We start from the raw sequence: 19,671 nt of genomic DNA, 5'->3' as shown, positions 1-19,671 counted from the left end.
GACGGTGAAGGAGACTGACGAGGATGCCGAAGAAGCGCAAGCAGGACCGCAAGGCGCCCCAGAAACGGGCCTCGGTGCGGACCGCTCCAGCCCAGCCCGCACGTTTGGAACTGGTGGACTGGGACGACACCCCGGAGAGGGACATCGACTTGCTCGATGACCTCGGCGAACGGTTTCCCGCTCCCGTAGACGCGGTGAAGGCCGTGCAGGCCGGCGAGCGCGTGGAGTGGACGGGCAGCATCGACGGGTCGACGATGCGCCACCGTGTCCTCCTGGCCGACGATGACACCGCAGTCGTCGAACAGGCCGTCGTCGTCGGCGGCCCTCTTGAGGGAATTCTGCTGTGCGCCTGGCACCAGGCCGGGGAGCAGGGCCGGGACCGGATGGTAGCCGGAGTGCTCGCCGCCCTGCACGACCTTCACAGGGCGCTCCGTCCAGTCCTGGAGGCCGAGATCCGCAAGGTCCGCCCCGACTACACCGCCTCCGTTCCGCAGCCCTTCCACGAGCAGCCGGAACTGCACGGGCCCGGCATGCCGGTGTTCGGATGGCGTCTCCTCCACGCCGTCGGCCCGGACACCACCTGGGAGGACACCGTCGACACCGCCACCTGGAACACCTCCCAGGCCATGTCCGGCGTGCTCGACTACTACGACCACGTCCCCGAGCTCCAGCGGGCCGAACTCGCCCGCCTACTGCGCCAACACGACGTCCCAGCGGTGCTCTGCGCGCAGTGCGGCAGCCCCATCACCGACCGCCACCCGCGGTGGACCGGTACCTGGGTCACCCCTGACATAGATGCCGGCCCCTTTTGCGGAGACCCCTACGCCGCTCCTGTCGCTCCGCAGCCCGTGCTCGGGACTCTTACCGACCAGGAGTTCGGCACCCCGCATCGACCCGGCTGAGCACGCCCCAGCCGGTTGCAGGAACGGCGTGGGCGACAGGAGCCGGGGCAGCGCACACCGGTAAATGGGCAACAGGGCCCGGCGGATCCCGCCGGGCCCTGCCCTCTTGCCGTACGCCCTTTGGCCCGCGAGAGTCGTCATCGTCGGGCGGACGGAAGTCCAGTGGCGGACCTGTCGGCCGTGGTGCCCGGCCGCTGCGAGGTCGACGACCAGGAGCAGGAGCTCGTCCTCGAGGACCTCGCGCCCGACCAGGTCCGCGCCTGGCGAGTGCGGGCGATGAAGGACCACGACGTCGTGTTCGACCACATCGACCGGTACGGCGAGAGGTCGGCCAGGCGCCTGTTCAGCAACCGGCTCGTCGACGAGGCCCAGCGCCTGTCGGGCACCCACCACCTGGTCCTCGGGCACCTCACCTGGGGGCAGGCATGAGCAGCACCGGGCGCCTCGCGCCGCCCATGGTGGCGGTCAGGGTAAGGACGGCGCCGGGTGTCCATGCGTCCCGAGCCACTCCAGGAACTTCGCGTCCGCCGACTCGGGCCTGGACCAAACGCCGAAGATGGCCGGCCCGCCCGGACGGAAGCGGAGTACGACCTCGTACTCGACGTCCTTGCTCGCGAGATCGGTGCTGTCCACGGCGGGCCTCCTGTGCTGATCGGGGCGCCGGTGCTCGGCGGGGCGGCGTCGGCTTCACGGGCGCGACCCCGCCGGGCACCTTCAGCGTGGCATACCGACCGCTCCTCGCCGCGGGCTGGCCTGCCGAGCCGTGTGCCGCAGGGGCGGCGGGGGTGGCGGGGGCAGGCCGGTGGTGCTTCAAGCGGACGGACGGCTACGGCCTGGTGGCGATGACGGCTTCGATGGGGACGGTGTTCTCGAAGGTGCCGTTCGGGTTGAACGCGGTGAGCTCGCGGCGCAGGCGTTCTTCGAAGGCGGTCTGCCGGGTGCCGAGGACGGCGGGGCTGGAGTAGGAGAAGGAGGACTGCAGGCCGACGAGTTCGTCCAGGGTGCGGGTGAAGGTCTGGTCCCAGCGGGCGGTCTCGATGCGGGAGAACGCGGAGCGGGTGAGGGCGTTGTCCCGGCCTTCGGCGGGGTGGGCGGCGGGATTGTGCTCCTGGCGGTAGCCGGGTCCGATGACGTCGGTGCAGACGCTCTCGATGATGTCGAGCCACGCCGGCCTGGGCGCGCTGGCCCGGGGGCCGGTGGAGACGAGAGCGATCCCGCCTCCGTCGCGGATGAGGGTGTTGAGGTCGGCCAGGACCTGGTCCTGGTTCATCCACTGGAAGGACTTGCCCATCGTGCACAGGTGGAGCGGGGGCAGGCCCATGCCGGTGAGGCCGGCGGCGTCGCCGCACGCCCAGGTGATGTTCCCGGCGCCGTGCGCGGCGGCGGCCTTGCGGCCTTCGCGGATCATGGCGGGTTCGACGTCGATCGCGTGGACGTGGCCGGTCCGTGTGGCGAGGGGGAGGGTGATGGTGCCCGGTCCGCAGCCGAGGTCGAGGACCGTCTGGGTGCCGTCGAGGGCGAAGCGGTCGACCAGGAGCGTGAAGAACTCCTCGGGGTAGTGGGGGCGGAAGGCGGCGTAGTGGTGTGCGGCGGAGGCGAAGGTCGTCACGGGGTGGTGCTCCTTCCGGGGCGGGTGGCGATGAGGACTTCGGTGCGGATCACCTCGTGGTAGAGGCCCGAGGGGTCGTGGTCGAGGAGGGCCTGGCGCAGGTCGCGGGTGAAGGCGTCCAGGCGGTCTCCGAGGAGGGCGGGGGTGGAGTAGGAGTTGGACAGCTGCAGTCCGACGAGCTGGTCGAGGTCGCGCGTCACGTGCTGGTCCAGGGACGTGAGCTCGACGCGGGAGAACGGCGAGCGCTGGAGGGTGTCGGTGAAGCGGTCTTCGGGTTCGGGGTAGGTGCCAGTGCCGGCGCGGCGTACGGGCCCGAGGCAGGCGGTGCGGACCTGGGCGATGACGGGCGCCCAGGCGGGCAGGGGCGTGGTGCCGGGCGGGCCGGCGGAGGCGATGGCGATGCCGCCGCCGGGGGTGATGAGCTGGTCGAGGTCGGCCAGGAGGCGGGGCCGGTCGAACCAGTGGAACGACTTGGCCATGACGCACAGGTCGATCGGGGGCAGGTCCAGGGTGGTGATCTGGGTGGGGTCGCCGTTGATCCACTCGATGTTCCCGGCGCCCCGTTGCTCGGCGAGGCGGGCGCCGGCGGCGAGCATCCCGGGCTCGGGATCGATGGCGTAGAGGCGGGCGACGTGGGGCGCCAGCGGCAGGGCGGACATGCCCGGGCCGCAGCCCAGGTCCATGGCCGTCTGGGTGCCGTCGAGGCCGAACCGCTCGGTCAGGAGCGCGAAGAGCTCGTCGGGGTACCAGGGGCGGAAGCGGACGTAGTGCTCCGCTGCCGATGCGAACAGCGCGGTCGGGTCAGCTGTCACGGCGGGCCTTCCTTCGCGGGCAGGGTTACCGGGCGAGGGTGGCGAGGTAGGACTCGGCGGCGGTCCAGGGGGTGAGCTCGATGCCGAAGCCGGAGCGGGGCCCATCGGTGGTGTGGACGAGCTTGCCCGACAGGTAGACGGTGTCACCGGTGCGGAACGCCCCCGTGTAGGCGCCCAGGTAGGAGCGCATATGAGTGATGCGGCGGGCGAAGATCTCGGGGTCGTCGACGGTGGACTGGATGACGGTGTCCACGCCGATCCCGTACAGAGCCGGCGTGGCCAGGCCCTGGACGTCGTCGGTGATGGTGGCGACGACGCTGATGGCGCCGACCTCCTTGGTGGTGACGTCGGTGAAGGTGCGGTCGCCGTCCTCGCGCAGCGGCTCGCAGTTGATGTGGGCGTCGGCCCCGGCCGTCAGTCCCTGCAGCTTGCGGGTCTCCTGCCGCATCAGGACGTCGAAGGAGCTGCCCGTCATGTACTTGGCGCGGCGCAGGTAGAGCCGGGTGAGCGCGTCGCCTTCGTACGGGCGGACGAGGTCGCGATCGCAGAAGAGGTCGCGGGCGGCTTCGTAGCCGCGGCGTCCGTAGCAGACGAGGTCGATGTCGGAGCGCGCGTTGAAGCAGCCGACGAGGAAAGAGCCGGTCACACCGATCACGTTCTGCGCCCCCAGGTCGACGACGCGGTCGATGAGGGCCTTCAGGTCCCGGGCGACGGCTAAGTCACCGAGCAGTTCCGGCGCCTGGTGCAGGGCGGCCAGGGCGTGGCGGCACGAGTAGTGCCGGGTGACGTCGTGGCGGGGCACGCCGGTGATGACGCAGCCGATCGTGTCGGAGTAGAGGTAGCACTCGGGCCGGTCTGCGAGGATGCCGAACGCCTTGGAGACGACCGTGTTCTGCCGGTAGGTGCGCCCGAATAACTGCCGGTCGCCCTTGTCGTCCGGGTAGTACTTCACGTACCCGAGGTAGTGGGTGGGCGGGTGGACGTCGCCGATGACTTTGAAGACCACGCCGTGGCGGTCCAGGAGGTAGTCCCGGTCACGCACCGCCGGTACGGCAGTGCTCAGGCTGAGCGGCGAAGTCGTCGAGGCTGGGGAAGGCGGCGGTGTCGATATGACCGGTGCGCTCATACTGCTCGGCTCCCATCGTGAACAGGGTGCGGCGGTAGTTCCACTTCAGGACTTTGTCGGTGTTCGTGAGGTCGGCCGGCTTCATGAGCGCGAGGAAGAACAGGGCCTTGATGAGCAGGAACTCGCCCAGGTGCCGGCTCGGCCTGGTCCCCGGGACGTGCAGGGCGGCTTCGTCGAGCGCGGCCGTGTACCGCTCGCGCTGGGTGGGGGTGGCGTAGTAGCCCTTGGTGCCGCCCTTGAAGGCGATGATCTCCAGGGCCGGGTAGGTGTCGTAGCCGACCGGGGCGAGGCCGTGGTGCTGCCAGTCGATGATGCCTGCGGGGAAGGCGTTGGGCAGACCGTAGTCGTAGTGGGCCCAGCACATGGGCGTGTGGGCGAGCCGGTCCAGCGCGGTCTCCAGCACGGCGCGGGTGTGGGGGGTGTCGAGGTCGGGGTTCTCGGCGAAGACGTTGACCGTCCACCCCGCCTCGGTCACCCAGGTGTTGAGTGCGTCGCGGGTGGCCGGCTTGGCGTGCTTGGCCTGGGCGGCGAGCAGTTGGGCGCCGACGGCAGCGGCCTCGTCGACGACCGTGTCGGGCATCTGCCTGTAGGCGCCGCCGATGGCGTTCCAGGCCGCGTCGTGCAGCGAGGCCGGCCCGAGCGAGGGCTCCACGAAGAAGAACTCCGTGCCGTCGGAGCCGGTCTCCAGGACGGCCGGGACGGGGTATCCCAGGGTGGCGATCCGCTGCTGGAACATCGCCTCGCTCTCCAGCTGCCGGTCCCCGGTGCGCCGGTAGCGGGAGCGGTCCTGGTTCACCCAGACGGCGCCTTCGGCCGCAGTCCGCTTCTTGACGAACGTCCACTCATCTTCCATCGCTTTTCCTCTTTTCTCGGGAGGTATTGGGGCTTATCGTTCGGCGGCATGAGACTGGCGGTGGTACGGCACGCGGAGTCTGTCGAGAACGCCGATAAGTACAACGGCTTCTACCAGGACCCCCGCCCGTGGGCGGGCGCAGCGGCGCACGCCCTGTCGCGGGATGTCATCGGGTTGACGGTCCGGGGCTTTCGCCAGACGGCGTGGCTGGGCGAGACCCTGCCGACAGTGGTGGGAGACGGGCCGGCGCTGTTCGTCTCGCAGTACCGGCGGGCCCGGGACACCGCCGAGCTCGCGATGCCGGGGATCGCGGCGGAGGTCACGGGGCTGCTGAACGAGCAGCACTACGCCGACGCCACCTACATGACGATGCGGGAGCTGTTCGCCACCTTCCCCGACGGCGCGGACGACCGCCGCCACCGCAAGCACCTGTGGACCCCGCCCGGTGAGGGCGGCGAGTCCCTGGCCGTCGGCGTCCACGGGCGGGTGAGCGCGTTCCTGACGCTGCTCTCGTCCGGCGCCGTCGAGGCCGGCCGCAGCGTGGTCGCCTTCACCCACCACACCACGATCCTCGGTCTGCGCGCCGTCCTGGAGCAGCGCCCGGTGACCGAGGTCGTCGAGGAATCGCGCGCCCGCAAGCTGCCCAACGCCGCCGTGCTCGTCTACCGGGCGGCCGCAGGCGGATACGAGCTGGAGCAGGTCATCGAGCCTCCCGCATAAGGAGAGACCGTGCGCATCGCCTTCTTCAACGGCCCCGTCCAGAACGGCGACTTCACCTTCGCCGACAAGCCCGGCAAGGCCGTCGGCATCCGCGCGGCCGCCGCCCTGAACACGCTCCTCGGCGAGCCCGCGGCCCCGCACCTGTGGAACACGGTCACCCTCGAAGGCGACCTGCGCCACCAGGCGGAGCTCGCCGCCGGCGCGAACCGGCATCAGCACGAGCAGGCCCGCATCCGCGCGAAGTACCCCGAGGGCGTGCTGCCCGCCGTGGGAGTGGTCACCGACGCGGACCCGGCAGTCGCCCGCCTCGCCCACGACATGATCCGTGACCGGCTGGAGACGGGCGTCCTGAGCGTGGAGAGGACAGCCACCGTGGTCTGCTCGTCCTGCGCCCATATGACGGGCATCGGCTCGCCCGCCTGCAAGGCGTGCGGCAGCACCGACCTGGTTAAGAAGGTCACGCCCCAGCTGACAGCACGCCGCCCCGCCGGCGCCCCGGTCCTGGGCCCGGACGATGTCCACGGGCGGCGCCTGGCGCACCTGGAGAACATCGCCCGCAACGTCCCCGACCAGCTCGTCCTCTCCCGCACCCGCGCGCACGGGATCAGCCTGGCGCCGTTCGGACTGGCCGGGACGGTCCTCGACCCCCGTGCCGCTCTTCACGTCGCGGTCCTGGCCGCGGCCGAGCGGCACGGCGCCGAGCGCGCCGTCATGCTGGCCACCGAGACCGCCACCGCGCACGTCGCCGCCTACGGCCTGCCGTTCAGGAACCACGGCGGCATCCGGCTGGGCTACGCCGTCCACGGCAAGGTGCCCTACGGCGACTCGCTGCTCGGCCGGCTCTACGAGGTCCACCGCCTGTGCGAGGCGCAACGCGCGCTGTTCGAGGAGTGGTTCCTGCCGCTGTACGCGCTGCGCGAGCGGGGCGGCATCCACCCCGGCAAGCTGCCCGCGCTGGTGAAATTCTTCCGGAAGGTCTCCGTGGCCCCTTCCGGCCCGGAGACCGAAGGCCGTACCGGCGACGTGCGGCGTGCGGTGCGCAGCGGGGACATGGGCTGGCTGATGGACGCGCGTACGGTGACACATCTGCTTCCCGCCTTCCCCGGCCGGGACGCCGTCGGCTGGCGGCGGTGAACCTGGCCCGGCCCGGCGGCGTCGCCCTTGAGAGCGATGGTGTTCCTCGAAAGTAGGGACGCCCCGATATGCTGTCAATACAGTTCGCATCTGCCCTGTCAGTGGTGACCGGTTCTCAGCAACCCCAGCTGTCAATACAGTTGAAGTCCTGGCTTGACACAGAATCAGGGCGCGAGCCAGGGAACGCCGCCGAGCCGGAGGACACCCATGGACGCCAGCACGATCGCAGCGCAGCTACGGCAGAAGATCATCGAAGGGGAGTACCCGCACGGGAGCAAGCTCCCGACCGTGCGAGACCTTGCGGCAGAACACGGAGTGAGCCAGCAGACCGTATCCGCCGCCTACGCCGCACTGGGCGCGCTCGGCCTGGTCCGCACCGATGCCCGCAGTGGAACCCGCGTGGCGGCGTCCAAGCAGTCCGATGCCCACCTGGGCACCTTCACGCCCCCGGATCTGTCGGTCGCCCACGCGTGGAAGCCGACTGCCCGGGGGACCGCGACGGAGGAGACGACGCTGGTGCGCCAGCTCGACGCCCCGGCCCAGATGACGGCGTGGGGCATCGCCGAGGGCACGACCGTCGTCGAGCGCACCCGCATCCGGTCGGTCGACGGTGTGCCCGTGCAGCACAAGATGACGGTGATGCCCTACGAGATCGCGGCCAAGGTGCCCGACGGGTATGAAGGCACCCCGCCGATGCTCACCCCCGCCGGGGAGACGTCACCGAAGGCACCGGCTGGCGTTCGCGTCGCGGACTGGCTCGGCTGGGACATCGCACGCACCGAGTCGGTCATCACCGCCGAGCCGATGGACGAGACCGTCTGCGCCGCCCTGGGCATCCCGGCCGGGGCGCCCGGCTTCCGGATCGTCGGCATCACCCGCAACTCCCAGGGCGAGACGGTGTTCGTGACGATCACCTCGGCACAACTCCACCACCGCGTCACCCTCGACATCATCGGCTGATGAGCAACCGACGGGCGACGTGACGAACCATTTGCCGCGTGTACCGGTTGATACAGCAGCAACTTCGACACAGGCGGGCATGATGGGAAAGAGAGCGCAGCAGAAGCGGGCGGCCAGGCATGCGAAGCAGGCCAAGCAGCGCAAAGCTGCGGCAGGTCCGCCGCCATGTTCGCGGCCGTGACCGCGGACCTGCCGCAGCTGACGTCGATGGACGACATGTTCTTCGGTCCTCTGGCCACCCCGTGGGACGACTTCACCGATAACCATGCGACCGGTGGAGAGGCATTGGTGCGTGATCCGATGGGCTGGCTGCTCGGTCGGGGGCTCGTTCAGCGCTCTGTTGCCCGGATCTGAGGTGTGACGACGGCATCCGGCTGGACACGGGCTCGGAGTGCCCGACCTGCGGGAACATTGTCCACAACCGGCGCACATTGCGTGCCCGGATCGCGGCCCAGGTCGAGGCAGAGATGCCGTACGGCGATCCGGCCGCGCGCCGGGGTGAGGTTGAGCGGCGCCTGCGCGAGGAGACCGTCCTGGAGGAGGCGCGTGCCCGATCCCGGCGTGCCCGGGCTGCTCGGGAGGCCGAGCAACGCCAGGAGGCGATCGCGCGGCGCCGTGCCCTCGCGGAGGAGGCCGAGCACGCCCGCAGGCAGGCGCCGTGTGTGGACTGTGGGTTGCCCGAGTGCGCGGGCCTGTGCCCGGGGTGCTCCTACCGGCGGCGTTCCGAGATGCTGGTGCAGGAGGCCGTCGACCTGGCCGTCGTCGTGCGGGCGGACCTGTCGGACGGCGCTGCGGTCGCCGAGCTCACCCCTCACTGTGAGACGGACACCCGCGCCATGTTGGCGTTGGTATGCGAGCGGGCCTGCGGCCCGGACGCCGATCCGGCGTGGGTCGCGTTCACTGCGCCCGAGGTGGCGCAGCGGATCAGGGACGAGCGGCGGGCGGCGGCGCTGCGCCGACTTGAGCGCTCGCCGGAGGCGGTGGCGGAGGCCGACGCGGTGTACGAGGCGTGCCTTCGACGTCGTGGCCGCGGTGACGAAGAGGCTGCCGAGCAGGCTGCGGACGCGGCGGGCCGTCGTGCCGCCGAGTTCCTGCTCCCTCGGCGCCTGGGCGAATTGCATGCTGCCCGCATGCGAGCGGTCATGGCGCGTCCGGCCTTGGTCAAGGCTGCGGTGGAGGCGGCGTAAGCGAGGTCGGATCTGCGTAATCGCGCGCGTCGTGTGCGGTCCGTGCCCTGACAGGCTAGAGATGGTGCTCGACATCAGTCCGGGCGCGGCCCAAGCCAAGCCCCGCAGCTGTCCGTACCGAAGGAATCCTGCAGGGTGACCGCCACCGCTGCCTGACTCAGAAGGGACGCCGGATGCCGAAGAAGCGCCGTCGGACACCGCGCCGCCCGGCCAAGAGCGGCCGTTCACGAGGTGCCGCTGCCACCCCGAGGAAGCACCCCGATTACGACCTTGCCTGTCCCGAGGAACTGCTCGTCGACGAGTTTGGCGAGGAGGGCGCCCAATGGCTGTTCGACGCGTATGAAAGGCCGCTGACCATGGCCGACCTGAAGCTTGAGCAGGCCATCCGCCGCGACGCGTTCCTAATGGACGATCCGTTCACAGGGCCCGCCATGTGTAGTGCGCAGCAGATCAGCCAGATCTTGGACATGACCCTCCACGTTGCCGCCGCGCTTGCCGACCAGGCCGGCACCATCACGGCAGAGCAGGCCCGCGAGATTGAACAGCTCGATGCGGTGGGTCCGATCGACCATGCCGCGGAAGGAGTTGACGTGGTCCGCGAAGCTCACCGGGAAGGTGTCCTGCTCCTGAACCACCGCGGTATGTGGGATTTCGCCTGACGTCGCGACTGCCGTCCACACAGATCGGTGCCGCCTTCCGCGCAGGACATGGCCGACGCCCTTCCACAGGGCAGGTGGCATCCCGGAACTGTGGTGCTACGTGTCGTCGGTGAACCGGATCTGGCCGAACCAGGCCCGGAAGGCGTACGTGAGGGCGAGCATGCCGGGCGAGAAGGCGCCGGCCCACACCAGAGCCATCAGGACCGGGTTGACGTCCACCCCGTGCAGGTCGCTAAACATCATCCCCACGGCCACGGTCATGAAGAGGAACAGGGGCGGGGCGGCCAGGGTGGCGAAGGCGATGGGCAGCTTCCGGTGACCGTAGAAGCTGCCGATGAACAGGTGGGCGGAGATGATCAGCGGCGGTAGGCCCCAGAAGGTCGGTTCGCTGGAGTAGTCGGAGAAGTAGGCGACGCTGCCGGTCACGAAGGCCACGAAGCCCAGGTGCACGATGGCGGCGGCGGTGAGGGCAGTCCGAGCGGCCCGGCTTGTGATCGTGCGGACGATCACGGTGGGCCGGGGCGCGGGGGCCTCGGTTGTCCCGGCCGGATCGACGGACGGTTCGGCAGGATCGTCCTCTCCGCCAGCGCTCTCCCGGTCTTCTTCCGCGTCGGCGTCGTCATCCGGATCCCAGTCCGGCTCCTCGTCGACGGGTTCGTCGAAGTCGTCCTCCAGGTCGTCCTCGGTCTCCGGCTTGTGCGGTGGCACCCAGTCGGGGGAGTTGAAGTAGTCGTCGAAGCCGGTCTCGAGGTGGGTGAGGGATGCGCTGACCAGCTCGGCGGCCCAGGCGCAGGTGTCCGGATCGGCATCCGGTTGCTGTGCCTGTTCGGCGAGTGCGTCCTGCAGGCTGAGCAGCCACGGTCGCGCGATCTCCGGGTCGAGTTCGGCGGTGACGGTTCTGGCTGCCAGGGGCAGGAGTGTGTCCGGTGCGGCAGCCACTGCCCGGGCTGCGCCGGCGGCGAGGGCGGGCTGGTTGGGGACGGCGCGGGCCAGGACGGTCAGGGCCCGGTGCTGTTGGTCTTCTTCGAGGTAGGGATGGGGGAGCAGACGTTCGATGAACTGCCCTCCGCTCTTCTCTTCGACTTCTGCCACGAGGGCGGTGCCGAGCAGGTCGGGACCCATGGAACCCCAGTGAGCTCCGTCGACGGAGGGGTAGGCGGCGGTGAGGATGTCCTCGTACGCAGCCAGCAGGCGCCGGTCGTTCGGGGCGGCGTCGGGAAAGCCGCTGTGATGGACGTCGAAGCCCGCGGTGACGGCGGCCTGGGCGTTGTTGAGCTTCTTGGCACCGGTCACGGCCTGGACGGCGACGAGGGTGCGCATCAGGTTCTCGTCGAAGTACTCGCCGCGGGCTTCCACGATTCGGCGCCAGTAGCTCACCTCATGGGCGATCAGCACGTCCATGGGGTTGTCGTAGCGGGCGAAGTCGTCGTTGAGGGTGGCGAGGACGTCGGCGAGAGCGGCCATGTGCAGGGAGATCACCGTGTCGTCGGCTGGTTTGGCGGCCGCGGTGAACATGGGGCCGGGGCTGTCCGGGCGCAGGGGAGAGGCGGCCCAGTCGTCGCCGAGGCCGGCGCTTTGCAGCGCGTGGATCCGCTGGGTGAAGGCGTGCTTGGCGGTGTCGAAGGCGTCCTCGGTGGTGGTTTCGGCGAGCGCGTCGGCCGGGTCGACGTCGATGGTGGCGCCGGTGCTCATCACGGTGCTGCCCTGGTGGGCGCGGCGGAGGGAGGGCCACCAGGTGTCGCGGCCGCGGGCCAGGAGCAGGACGCGCAGGGGCTGGCTGGTGCTGCGGGCGGCGAGGACGGCGAGGACTTGGTCGACCTGGTCGCGGCGGGTCTCCGCGTAGTCGACGGCGAGGAGCAGCGGGTATTTGCTGGTGGCGAGCATGCGGTAGTGGGGTGGCTGCTGGAGTGGGGTGTCGGCGAGGAAGCCGCCGGTCCATCCGCGGGCCGTGGGGTTGCCGGGGCGGGGCTGGCCCAGGCGGCGCATCAGTTCGGTGATCAGCCGGGTCTTGCCGATGCCGGCGATCCCGGTGACGGCGGTGACGTCGGTGGGGCGGCTCGTACGGCACCAGGCTTCGAGGGCGTCGAGCTGGGTCGTCATGCCGGTCAGCGGCACGACGGCGGACTGTGCTTTGAGCAGGTAGGAGGTGGACAGCTGGGGGTCGGGGACGTCGTCGAGCAGGACTCTCAGGTCGGCGGGTTGCAGCTGGGGGGTCATGCCGGTCACGGCGGTGACGGTGTCGGTGAACCCGGGGGAGGCGAACAGGCGGGCGGCGGGCATCAGGTGGAGCAGGCCGCCGTGCTGGAAGTCGGAGGCGAAGGTGGCCACGCCCACGAGCCGGTCGTTGCAGAAGGCTCCTGCGCCGGACATGCCCTGCCATAACTCGGCGGATTCCAGCGACGTGTTGATCAGCTCGAAGCCGTAGTAGCCGCGCCGGGAGCCGGTGGCCGGCTTGATGTTCCCGTCGACTGCCAGCAGCTCGCCGACGAACGCGTCCGGGAGCGTGGGGTGCGGCCTGCGCATGGCCCGGGGGAAGCCGGTCATGGAGCACACCGGCCGCGCGTCCGGATAGTCGCAGGTCAGCTCGCCCCAACGGGCGACGGGGAGGCCGGCACCCAGCACGGCGCGGTGGGTCTGCAGCAGGACGGCGTCCAGGTCGGCGTCCGCCCACGCGACGGTGGCTTCGGCGGCTCGGCCGATCTTGTCCCGGACGGTGACGGGCTCCCGGTCGCCGCCCGGGCAGGCGACGTGGTAGGCGGTCAGGACCAGCCCCGGCGCGACCAGGGCGCCCGAACCGAACATCGGGACGCGGGGGTTGACGACTTCAACGGTCCGTACTTCCACCGGGCTGCCCCTGCTCCGGGCCTACATGCCAGCCGGGGGAGCGGGTACCGGGTCTAGGCCGCGGCCCGCGTCGCCGATGAGTACGTCACGCCCGCCCGGGCCCGTCTCGACCTGGAGGGTGACGGTCATCCGGTGCGTCGCTGTACTCGCGCGTTCGCCGCGGGCATCCGCGGAGACCACGAACGCCTTCACCCCGCCGCCTGCCGATGCGCTCTGCCGCAGTTCGATGCCGAGATCCAGCACGATGTCCTTGACCGTGAACCGGATCGGGGAGCCGTCCCCGTCCTGCTGCGCTGCGGCCAGTCCGGCGCGAACCGCCTTGATGGCTTCGGACAGCTCGGTGGGCTCGAACTCCATGTATCCCCCTGGTCACTTCACCAGCGGCCCAGTCTGCCGGGCGGTTCTCGGTCACGGAAGACGGTTTGTCGCCGAAGATCACCGCCCACTAGCCATGGCTTATGAGCAGGTCGGCGCGGGTCAGGACCCTGACGCGGTTGGCGAGAACCCTGGACAGCCCCGCCCATCAGGTGCACTCCAGGGCGGGGCCGTCAAGACCCCCGGCCGCCTCACTATGGCCACCCTTGAAACCGAGGCCCGTGAACTCGTCGAGGAACACGGTGTGGCGCTCCTCGCCGTCGACGGCATCCAGGACATCCGTCCGGCGAAGCGCAGCGACCTCCGCGAACGCGAAGTCGGTGACGTCGTACGAGACCTGAAGACCCTCGCCCGGGAGCTGAACATCGCTGTCGTCGCCACCAGTCACCTGAACCGCAACCCCGAGCAGCGGTATGACCGCCTCCCCAAGCTGGACGACCTCCGCGAGTCCGGAGCCATCACGTTCGCCGCGGATACCATCCTGCTACTCCACCGGGAGGACGCCTACACCCTGGATACCCCGCGGGCCGGCGAAGCCGATTTCTACGTGGCAAAACACCGACAGGGGCCCACGGCGGTGATCACCACCGCGTTCCAGGGCCACTACGGGCGGTTCGTCGACATGCAGCAGACCTGACCTCGGACTTGTGGGGTCTCACGAACCGTGGCACAGTCTCACGATCTTGGCATCGAACGCGGCATCGAACTGAGACTCTGCAGGTCAGCGCATCGCAGCCCTGCCCTCCGCACAAGCGTGCTGAGGATGTGCCACGTCTCATGAGACTGGACCGTGTGCCATCGCCGTGAGACAGCTTGAAAGCCGCTGGTCAGAAGCTCGGCCTGTGCCACGGGCCGCGAGACCCTACAGGACTTCGTCTCAAGCCTCACCAGACGGGTTCGAGCAGATCAACTCCGTGTCCGTTTCCAATGGAAACGGACACAGCAGAGATCAGGGCGTGGTGGAGCCGGGTCATCCCAGACGCGCCGGGACCGGAGCGTCTGAGTACCGATGGCTTCTCGGCTAGCAACCAGGGCCATGAGGAACTGCTGGTCGATTCTCCCGTTGCTCATGCGAGCAGGGGCGTGGGAGCACCCATTCCTGCCGGATGCACTTCCAGGCCGCCGTCGGTGTTCAGCACCGGGCGGCGGCCTGGGTAGGTACGCCTCGCTGTCTCCAGGTCACGCTCGTCGAAGTCGCCGACGAAGATGAGCACGCCGTGGAGGAGCTCCACCTTCTGCGCGCTGGTGGGCCACCGGGAGAGCAATGCTTCCGTGGTCATGGGTGCCGCCGGAGGCGGTAGGTCCGGTCCAGGCATACACGGTCTTCCCTCGGTCGTGAATGAACCTGCGGCTACCGCAGTTGTTCCGCTCGATACTGCTGGTTGTGGTGCTGGACTGCTTGCCGGGGAAAGGCCCGGGCCATCCAGGCTTCTGGTGCTCCCGACCGAGTAATCGTCAAGACTTGTGGATGGTGTCTTCTGGGTTTGATGCGGTGATCTCGGCTGCGGCGAGGCGTGCTTCCTCGCGCGCGACCTGGTTGGGGGTGGTTGAGGAGGGCTCGATCGCCGGGAGGGCCTTGGGGTCGTGCGTGGCCCGAGGATCTAGATCGCGTGCCTGCGAAGTTCGGGTTCCATCGACGGCACGGCAGCCGCCAGCGGTTTGACGAGGTCAAGGGGCAGGCTGTGGTGGTTGAACGCCTCGCTGACCGCGTTCAGATTTGGCAGCAGTGCCTTGACCTGGCTGCCCGCTGCCCGCCAGATGGCGGAGCCGGCGGCCCGCAGCTCCCGCACCAGAGCGCGCACGACGGCGGAGCCGGCGAGCTCCGGGGTGGTCACATAGCCGACACGGCGCGTCGGGCGCTCCGGACCGAGATCGGTGATCTCGATCGAGTCCGTTGCTCCGACCAGGGAGAGCGCGGGCATAATCGCCATTCCGTGCCCCCCGCTCACGAGCGAGAGCACTGCTCCGTCGTCCTCGGCCTCGATCGTGGCCCTCGGGATCCAGTCCTGCGCGCCCCACCAGGCGCGGGTGTAAGAGCCGCAGTTCTCGACCCAGTCGACCAGCGGCAGCGAGCGCGGAGCCGGGTGTCCGGCCGGATGCACCAGGGAGTAGCTCTCTTCGAAGAGTCCGCTCGCCACCAGTCCCGCCGGCAGCTGCGCTCCGTCCAAGGTGGCAATGGCGAGATCCGACCGCCCGTCGGCCACCTCGCCAGCCGTGCCGCGCCCGAGCTCGCGGACGATCCGCACCTGCGGCTCGATCCCGGGATACCGCGCGCGCAGCCGCTGCAGGACCGGCGGCAGCAGGTGCAACGCGGTGCTGCGGAAGGCTGCGATCCGCAGCGGGCCCTCCGGCCCCTGCGTCGCCTCGGACCGGGCGGCTTGCCGCGCCTCGGCGACGAGCACGGCCAGCAGCCGCAGGGTACGGCGCGCATGCGCCACAGCCTTCTCCCCCGCCGGAGTGGGTCTCGCACCGCTGCGGCCGCGTTCGAACAGAACGGCGCCGATCTTGCGCTCGCTGCCGCGCACCGAGTGAGAGACCGCGGACTGTGTTAGGCCGAGTGCCTCGGCCCCGGCCGAGAAGCCGCCGGCGTCCGCAACCGCCACCAGGATGCGCAGTTCGTGCGGAGCGAGATCGGTGTCGGTCGTGCGGGCCACAGGGCGTTCACCTCGAGGTATGAGAACTGCTCATGGAACAGGGCGTCACATGAGCCCAACCGCCTGCCCGAGGGCTCCATTCCCGTCCTACGGTCCCGTCATGACCGAGAACGCGATCACCGTCCAGCAGACCGCCCGCCCCCACGGTTTCCCCACCACCAAGGATTTCGCCTTCGTCGAGTCCGCGATTCCCGATCCTGCGGTCGGCACCGTGCTCGTGGAGAACCTCTACTGGTCCGTCGACCCGTACCACCGCGAGATGATGGACGACGTGCCCGGCGGCTTCGCGCTCCACACACCGCTCGAGGGCCGGACACTCGGGCGCGTCGTCGCTTCGCGGACGCCGGAGCTGCCCGAGGGCGAGATCGTGTTCCACCGGCAGGGCTGGCGCACGCACTCCGTGGTCCGACCCGAGGCGATCCGCAAACTCCCCCGCTTCGACGGGGTCCCCCTGACGGCGTACCTGAGCGTCCTCGGCGGCACCGGACTGACCGCCTACGTGGGCCTCACCCGCATCGCCCGGCTCCGCGAGGGCGACGACCTCTTCGTCTCCGCCGCAGCCGGCGGCGTCGGCACGGCCACTGGCCGGTTCGCCCGGCTGCTGGGCGCCGGCCGACTCGTGGGCAGCGCGGGCTCGGCGGCCAAGGTCGACCACCTGACCCGGGAGGTGGGCTACGACGCGGCGTTCGACTACCATGACGGCCTCGCTGCTGAACTGCTCGCCAAGGCTGCACCGGACGGCATCGACGTCTTCGTCGACAACGTCGGCGGCGAACAACTGGCCGCCGCGGTGGGCGCACTGCGCGAGTTCGGGCGCATCGTCCGGATCGGCACCATCAGCCGCTACAACACCCCGGACGCGCCCCCGCCGCACTTCAACTACTCGGACATCGTGGAGAAGAGCCTCCGCATGGAGGGCTTCCTGGTCAGCAACTACCGCGACCTGCAGGACGAGCTGTACGAGTTCGCGGTCCCCCATCTGCAGAGCGGCCGGCTAGCGCTGGACCAGACGGTGGTGGACGGGTTCGAGCACATCGTGGATGCATTCCTGGGCATGCTGCACGGCAAAAACACCGGAAAGATCATCGTGCGGGACCACGCGTAGGCCTGGTCCGGCCGTCGCGCGCGTGCCGCATCACTTCGGCGGCCGCGCACCGAAGCCAGGCATGCCAGGTCAGATCAGAGCGGATTCCCGGACCCTGGTGGCGGGCTCGTTGACGGTCAGGCGGGCCGTATCGGCGTCCAGGCCGGTGCCGCGTAGAAGATCGCCGAGCATCGCTGCGGCGTCCCGCCGGTCCGGTTCGCGGTCGGTCAGGGCTTCGCGTGCAGCGAACATGTCCTTCATGCGGCCACCTCGGACCGCTCGACCAGGACGCCGTTCTCAAACTTGGCCCCGGAGCGGACCAGGGCGACGAGGGAGGCCCCGGTAATCGCGCGCCAGCGGGCCTGGGCGGACTCGACCAGCTTGAACACCATCGCCAGGGCGGCTGCCGGGCTGCCGGCCCCGCGGGTGACCTTGGTCCGAAGCTTCACGGTGGAGAAAGTCGACTCGATGGGGTTCGTGGTCCTCAGATGGATCCAGTGCTCGGCGGGGAAGTCGTAGAACGCCAGCAGTTCCTCCGCATCGTCGGTGATCTTCGCGACGGCCTTGGGCCACTTCGCGCCATACGCCCTCTCGAACGCGGTGACCGCCTTCTCTGCGTGCGCACGGTCCTCGGCGTTGTAGATCTCCTGCAGAGCCTTCTTCGCCCTGGGCTGTGCAGACTTCGGCAGCACGTTCGTGATGTTCCGGGTTTTGTGAACCCAACACCTCTGGTGCCTGGCCTGCGGAAACACTTCTGCCAGTGCCCTCCACAACCCCATCGCGCCGTCGCCGACCACGAGCATCGGGTCGCGCATCCCGCGCCGTCGGCAGTCACGCAGCAGGTCCGCCCAGGACTCGGTGGACTCGCGCAGGCCCTCGGCGATCGCGATCAGCTCCTTGGCGCCGTCGACGCGGACGCCCATCAGGACCAGGAGGCAGGAGTGCGCCTCGGACAAGCGGATCTTGGGGTGGACGCCATCGGCCCACATGTAGACATAATCGGAATCGGCCAGGTCACGACGCTGGAAAGCCGCGTGATCGGCGGTCCACTGCTTCGTCAGCCGGGTCACCGTAGCCGGCGACAGCCCGGCCGAGGAGCCCAGGAACTGCTCCATCGCAGGCACGAAGTCGCCCGACGACAGGCCGTGGAGATAGAGCAGCGGCAACACCTCGCTGATCTTCGGGGACTTCCGGCACCACGGCGCGAGGATCTTCGAGGAGAACCGCTGACGTTCACCCGTCTCCTCGTCGACCCGCTTGTCGTTCACGCGCGGGGCGGCCACCTCGATGGGCCCGGCAGACGTGGTCACCGTCCGCGGCCGGTGGCGGCCATTGCGCACCACCAGCCGGCGGCCGGCCTCGTCACGCTGACCGGCCAGCTCGGCTATGTACTGGTCCACCTCCGCCTCCAGGGCGGCGGCCAGCATCCGCCGAGCGCCGTCGCGGACGATCTCGTCGATCAGGGAACCGGCCTCGGTCGTGCCGTCTTCGTTGACTACGCTGAGCACGGGCGTACCTTCCCGACCCGCGTTCACAGCGCGGGCCTACTCGGTGACTTGACGATCACTCACTCGGGAAGGTACGCCCTCGCGCATCCTCCAGAGGAGCTGATCCACAAGTCCTGAGCATTGCTCGCTCCGACCTGGCGGAGAGTCTTGATCTGCCGGTCGTAGTCGCGTCCTTCGGGGCTGGCGTGGATGCGCAGGTAGAGAGGGTCGTCTTTGCCGGTGGTGTGGCCGTCGAAGTAGAAGGAGCAGGTGTGGTTCCACTGGTAGGGGGCGTCCGGTTCGGCGCAGCGGCAGAACCGGTGCGACACGTTCACCGTTAGACCCCACTTGGGGTGGCATAGCCGCTGCATGAGCTGGTCGTGCCAGACGGCCCGGGGGTGGGCGGTGCGCGCGTCGATTTTCCAGGTGTCGCCGTCGTCCCAGCACTGGATGCGGTAGAAGGCGGTGACGGTGTGGAAGAGAGCGATGCGCCGCAACAAGGCGCTTCCCACCGCGGCCCGCCTGGCTCGGGAGCGTTCGAGACTGGGACAGGCGGAGAGGTAGGCGGATTCGACGGGATCGAGACTTGGGGCCGTCCAGAGCGGTCGCAGGCCGTTGCCTTCGCACCAGTGCCGGTGCCGGCGCTCGACTTCCACCCAGCCCTCCGACGGTCCACTGGGCAGAGCGAGCACGAGACCCGCTGGTTGCCCGAGGCTGTCCAGCATGTGCAGCCGCAGTTGCCGGTCGCATGCCTCGATGCCGCTCACCCGAAGGCCGGGGATCCCGGGCAGATCGTCGCCGCTGCCGGGGGCTGGAGCCGCAGGTAGCAGACGACCCAGACAGTGCTCGGGAAAGGAGTACCGCTCCTGGCCCAGGTAGGGATCGAGGTGCAGGGTGAGGGACGTACCGGCGTTGGTCACTGAGGCGATGCCGAACGGATGCGCGCATAGATCCGGAGCTGTGCCCAGTTGCTCCAGGAGGCGGCCTTCGAGCAGTGCCTGTGTTGGTGCGGCCGAGGGGACTGGGTGGCTGGTGCGAAGGCCGACTCGGCGAGATTGCCCGGTGCACTCAGCCCAGTAGCGGAGTTTGCGGGACGAAGCGTGGCGGCTCACGGCAGTGCCTTCCCGGCGCGCCGCGGCCCGATCCTGGCACGCCAATGAACACTGACGAGCTGCTGGTCCTGATCTCGGTGGTGCAGGCCGGTGCAATTCCACGCTCCTTGCGTTCCGGTACGCCGGATCGGGCGGCGGTCGGAACGTGGCCCG

Annotated in this window: 22 protein-coding genes; 10 read left to right on the top strand and 12 right to left on the bottom strand. The window is 69.7% G+C overall.

The window, feature by feature from the left end; genetic code table 11:
• Nucleotides 1–23: 23 nt before the first annotated feature.
• Both ABZZ79_RS28920 and ABZZ79_RS28915 read left to right on the top strand, forming a co-directional pair.
• Nucleotides 24–902, top strand: coding sequence for a hypothetical protein (locus tag ABZZ79_RS28920; RefSeq protein WP_356693600.1), 879 nt, complete (start codon nucleotides 24–26; stop codon nucleotides 900–902).
• 162 nt (nucleotides 903–1,064) lie between these two features.
• Entirely contained in the window at nucleotides 1,065–1,331 is a 267-nt protein-coding gene (locus ABZZ79_RS28915) for a hypothetical protein (protein ID WP_356693598.1), read from the top strand.
• Nucleotides 1,332–1,367: 36 nt separating this feature from the next.
• On the opposite strand, the gene ABZZ79_RS28910 is transcribed toward ABZZ79_RS28915, so the two are convergent.
• The 5 genes from ABZZ79_RS28910 to ABZZ79_RS28890 form a co-directional block, all read right to left on the bottom strand.
• Nucleotides 1,368–1,535 (bottom strand): hypothetical protein, encoded by a 168-nt coding sequence (locus ABZZ79_RS28910; RefSeq protein WP_356693596.1) that lies wholly within the window; start codon nucleotides 1,533–1,535, stop codon nucleotides 1,368–1,370.
• 193 nt (nucleotides 1,536–1,728) lie between these two features.
• A complete protein-coding gene (locus ABZZ79_RS28905; protein WP_356693594.1) occupies nucleotides 1,729–2,511 on the bottom strand; it encodes a class I SAM-dependent methyltransferase in 783 nt (260 codons plus the stop codon).
• Nucleotides 2,508–3,323, bottom strand: a complete 816-nt coding sequence (locus tag ABZZ79_RS28900) for a class I SAM-dependent methyltransferase (protein WP_356693592.1) — start codon at nucleotides 3,321–3,323, stop codon at nucleotides 2,508–2,510. Before ABZZ79_RS28900 ends, ABZZ79_RS28905 begins: the two co-directional genes overlap by 4 nt.
• Before the next feature lie 25 nt (nucleotides 3,324–3,348).
• The gene (locus ABZZ79_RS28895; RefSeq protein WP_356693590.1) at nucleotides 3,349–4,365 is read right to left on the bottom strand and encodes a hypothetical protein; all 1,017 of its coding nucleotides are present in this window, start codon (nucleotides 4,363–4,365) and stop codon (nucleotides 3,349–3,351) included.
• On the bottom strand, nucleotides 4,358–5,302 hold the full coding sequence (locus tag ABZZ79_RS28890; protein WP_356693588.1) for a phosphotransferase: 945 nt from the start codon (nucleotides 5,300–5,302) through the stop codon (nucleotides 4,358–4,360). Before ABZZ79_RS28890 ends, ABZZ79_RS28895 begins: the two co-directional genes overlap by 8 nt.
• 48 nt (nucleotides 5,303–5,350) lie before the next feature.
• Here ABZZ79_RS28890 and ABZZ79_RS28885 point away from each other — a divergent pair, with 48 nt between their 5' ends.
• From ABZZ79_RS28885 to ABZZ79_RS28860, 6 genes are all read left to right on the top strand, one after another.
• On the top strand, nucleotides 5,351–6,022 hold the full coding sequence (locus ABZZ79_RS28885; RefSeq protein WP_356693586.1) for a phosphoglycerate mutase family protein: 672 nt from the start codon (nucleotides 5,351–5,353) through the stop codon (nucleotides 6,020–6,022).
• 9 nt (nucleotides 6,023–6,031) lie between these two features.
• Entirely contained in the window at nucleotides 6,032–7,156 is a 1,125-nt protein-coding gene (locus ABZZ79_RS28880) for a hypothetical protein (RefSeq protein WP_356693584.1), read from the top strand.
• Nucleotides 7,157–7,363: 207 nt separating this feature from the next.
• Nucleotides 7,364–8,116 carry a GntR family transcriptional regulator gene (locus ABZZ79_RS28875; RefSeq protein ID WP_356693582.1) on the top strand — a complete coding sequence of 251 codons (753 nt, stop codon included), beginning with the start codon at nucleotides 7,364–7,366 and terminating at the stop codon, nucleotides 8,114–8,116.
• A gap of 177 nt (nucleotides 8,117–8,293) precedes the next feature.
• Entirely contained in the window at nucleotides 8,294–8,470 is a 177-nt protein-coding gene (locus ABZZ79_RS28870) for a hypothetical protein (protein WP_356693580.1), read from the top strand.
• 77 nt (nucleotides 8,471–8,547) lie between these two features.
• Nucleotides 8,548–9,303 (top strand): hypothetical protein, encoded by a 756-nt coding sequence (locus ABZZ79_RS28865; protein ID WP_356693578.1) that lies wholly within the window; start codon nucleotides 8,548–8,550, stop codon nucleotides 9,301–9,303.
• Between the two features lie 173 nt (nucleotides 9,304–9,476).
• On the top strand, nucleotides 9,477–9,962 hold the full coding sequence (locus ABZZ79_RS28860) for a hypothetical protein (protein ID WP_356693576.1): 486 nt from the start codon (nucleotides 9,477–9,479) through the stop codon (nucleotides 9,960–9,962).
• A 96-nt stretch (nucleotides 9,963–10,058) separates the two neighbouring features.
• Here the strand turns inward: ABZZ79_RS28860 and ABZZ79_RS28855 are convergent, their stop codons facing one another.
• Nucleotides 10,059–12,806: a trypsin-like peptidase domain-containing protein gene (locus ABZZ79_RS28855; RefSeq protein WP_356693574.1), complete on the bottom strand. Its 2,748-nt coding sequence runs from the start codon at nucleotides 12,804–12,806 to the stop codon at nucleotides 10,059–10,061.
• A gap of 21 nt (nucleotides 12,807–12,827) precedes the next feature.
• Nucleotides 12,828–13,163 (bottom strand): trypco2 family protein, encoded by a 336-nt coding sequence (locus tag ABZZ79_RS28850; RefSeq protein ID WP_356693572.1) that lies wholly within the window; start codon nucleotides 13,161–13,163, stop codon nucleotides 12,828–12,830.
• A 214-nt stretch (nucleotides 13,164–13,377) separates the two neighbouring features.
• On the opposite strand from ABZZ79_RS28850, the gene ABZZ79_RS28845 reads away from it, so the two are divergent.
• Nucleotides 13,378–13,818, top strand: a complete 441-nt coding sequence (locus ABZZ79_RS28845) for a DnaB-like helicase C-terminal domain-containing protein (protein WP_356693570.1) — start codon at nucleotides 13,378–13,380, stop codon at nucleotides 13,816–13,818.
• 430 nt (nucleotides 13,819–14,248) lie between these two features.
• Here the strand turns inward: ABZZ79_RS28845 and ABZZ79_RS28840 are convergent, their stop codons facing one another.
• Nucleotides 14,249–14,461, bottom strand: a complete 213-nt coding sequence (locus ABZZ79_RS28840; protein WP_356693568.1) for a hypothetical protein — start codon at nucleotides 14,459–14,461, stop codon at nucleotides 14,249–14,251.
• Nucleotides 14,462–14,782: 321 nt separating this feature from the next.
• Nucleotides 14,783–15,835, bottom strand: a complete 1,053-nt coding sequence (locus ABZZ79_RS28835; RefSeq protein WP_356693566.1) for a LysR family transcriptional regulator — start codon at nucleotides 15,833–15,835, stop codon at nucleotides 14,783–14,785.
• Nucleotides 15,836–15,935: 100 nt separating this feature from the next.
• Here ABZZ79_RS28835 and ABZZ79_RS28830 point away from each other — a divergent pair, with 100 nt between their 5' ends.
• Nucleotides 15,936–16,940: an NADP-dependent oxidoreductase gene (locus tag ABZZ79_RS28830; RefSeq protein ID WP_356693564.1), complete on the top strand. Its 1,005-nt coding sequence runs from the start codon at nucleotides 15,936–15,938 to the stop codon at nucleotides 16,938–16,940.
• 69 nt (nucleotides 16,941–17,009) lie between these two features.
• Here ABZZ79_RS28830 and ABZZ79_RS28825 read toward each other — a convergent pair whose 3' ends face one another.
• Genes ABZZ79_RS28825 through ABZZ79_RS28815 form a run of 3 tightly spaced genes read right to left on the bottom strand, consistent with a single transcriptional unit; the run spans nucleotide 17,010 to nucleotide 19,326 of the window.
• Nucleotides 17,010–17,180, bottom strand: a complete 171-nt coding sequence (locus ABZZ79_RS28825; protein ID WP_356693562.1) for a hypothetical protein — start codon at nucleotides 17,178–17,180, stop codon at nucleotides 17,010–17,012.
• Nucleotides 17,177–18,427: an IS256 family transposase gene (locus ABZZ79_RS28820; RefSeq protein WP_356693560.1), complete on the bottom strand. Its 1,251-nt coding sequence runs from the start codon at nucleotides 18,425–18,427 to the stop codon at nucleotides 17,177–17,179. Before ABZZ79_RS28820 ends, ABZZ79_RS28825 begins: the two co-directional genes overlap by 4 nt.
• A gap of 59 nt (nucleotides 18,428–18,486) precedes the next feature.
• Nucleotides 18,487–19,326, bottom strand: coding sequence for a hypothetical protein (locus tag ABZZ79_RS28815; RefSeq protein WP_356693558.1), 840 nt, complete (start codon nucleotides 19,324–19,326; stop codon nucleotides 18,487–18,489).
• Nucleotides 19,327–19,671 lie beyond the last annotated feature (345 nt).

This window comes from Streptomyces sp. NPDC006458 (assembly GCF_040612135.1).
GTDB lineage: Bacteria > Actinomycetota > Actinomycetes > Streptomycetales > Streptomycetaceae > Streptomyces.
This window is presented reverse-complemented; position numbering and strand designations above follow the sequence as displayed.

Coding starts and splice junctions, on each gene's coding strand:
- ABZZ79_RS28875 (WP_356693582.1), top strand. CDS start 7,364: ATGGACGCCAGCACGATCGCAGCGCAGCTACGGCAGAAGATCATCGAA.
- ABZZ79_RS28830 (WP_356693564.1), top strand. CDS start 15,936: ATGACCGAGAACGCGATCACCGTCCAGCAGACCGCCCGCCCCCACGGT.
- ABZZ79_RS28920 (WP_356693600.1), top strand. CDS start 24: ATGCCGAAGAAGCGCAAGCAGGACCGCAAGGCGCCCCAGAAACGGGCC.
- ABZZ79_RS28845 (WP_356693570.1), top strand. CDS start 13,378: ATGGCCACCCTTGAAACCGAGGCCCGTGAACTCGTCGAGGAACACGGT.
- ABZZ79_RS28825 (WP_356693562.1), bottom strand. CDS start 17,180: ATGAAGGACATGTTCGCTGCACGCGAAGCCCTGACCGACCGCGAACCG.
- ABZZ79_RS28885 (WP_356693586.1), top strand. CDS start 5,351: ATGAGACTGGCGGTGGTACGGCACGCGGAGTCTGTCGAGAACGCCGAT.
- ABZZ79_RS28840 (WP_356693568.1), bottom strand. CDS start 14,461: ATGACCACGGAAGCATTGCTCTCCCGGTGGCCCACCAGCGCGCAGAAG.
- ABZZ79_RS28890 (WP_356693588.1), bottom strand. CDS start 5,302: ATGGAAGATGAGTGGACGTTCGTCAAGAAGCGGACTGCGGCCGAAGGC.
- ABZZ79_RS28850 (WP_356693572.1), bottom strand. CDS start 13,163: ATGGAGTTCGAGCCCACCGAGCTGTCCGAAGCCATCAAGGCGGTTCGC.
- ABZZ79_RS28860 (WP_356693576.1), top strand. CDS start 9,477: ATGCCGAAGAAGCGCCGTCGGACACCGCGCCGCCCGGCCAAGAGCGGC.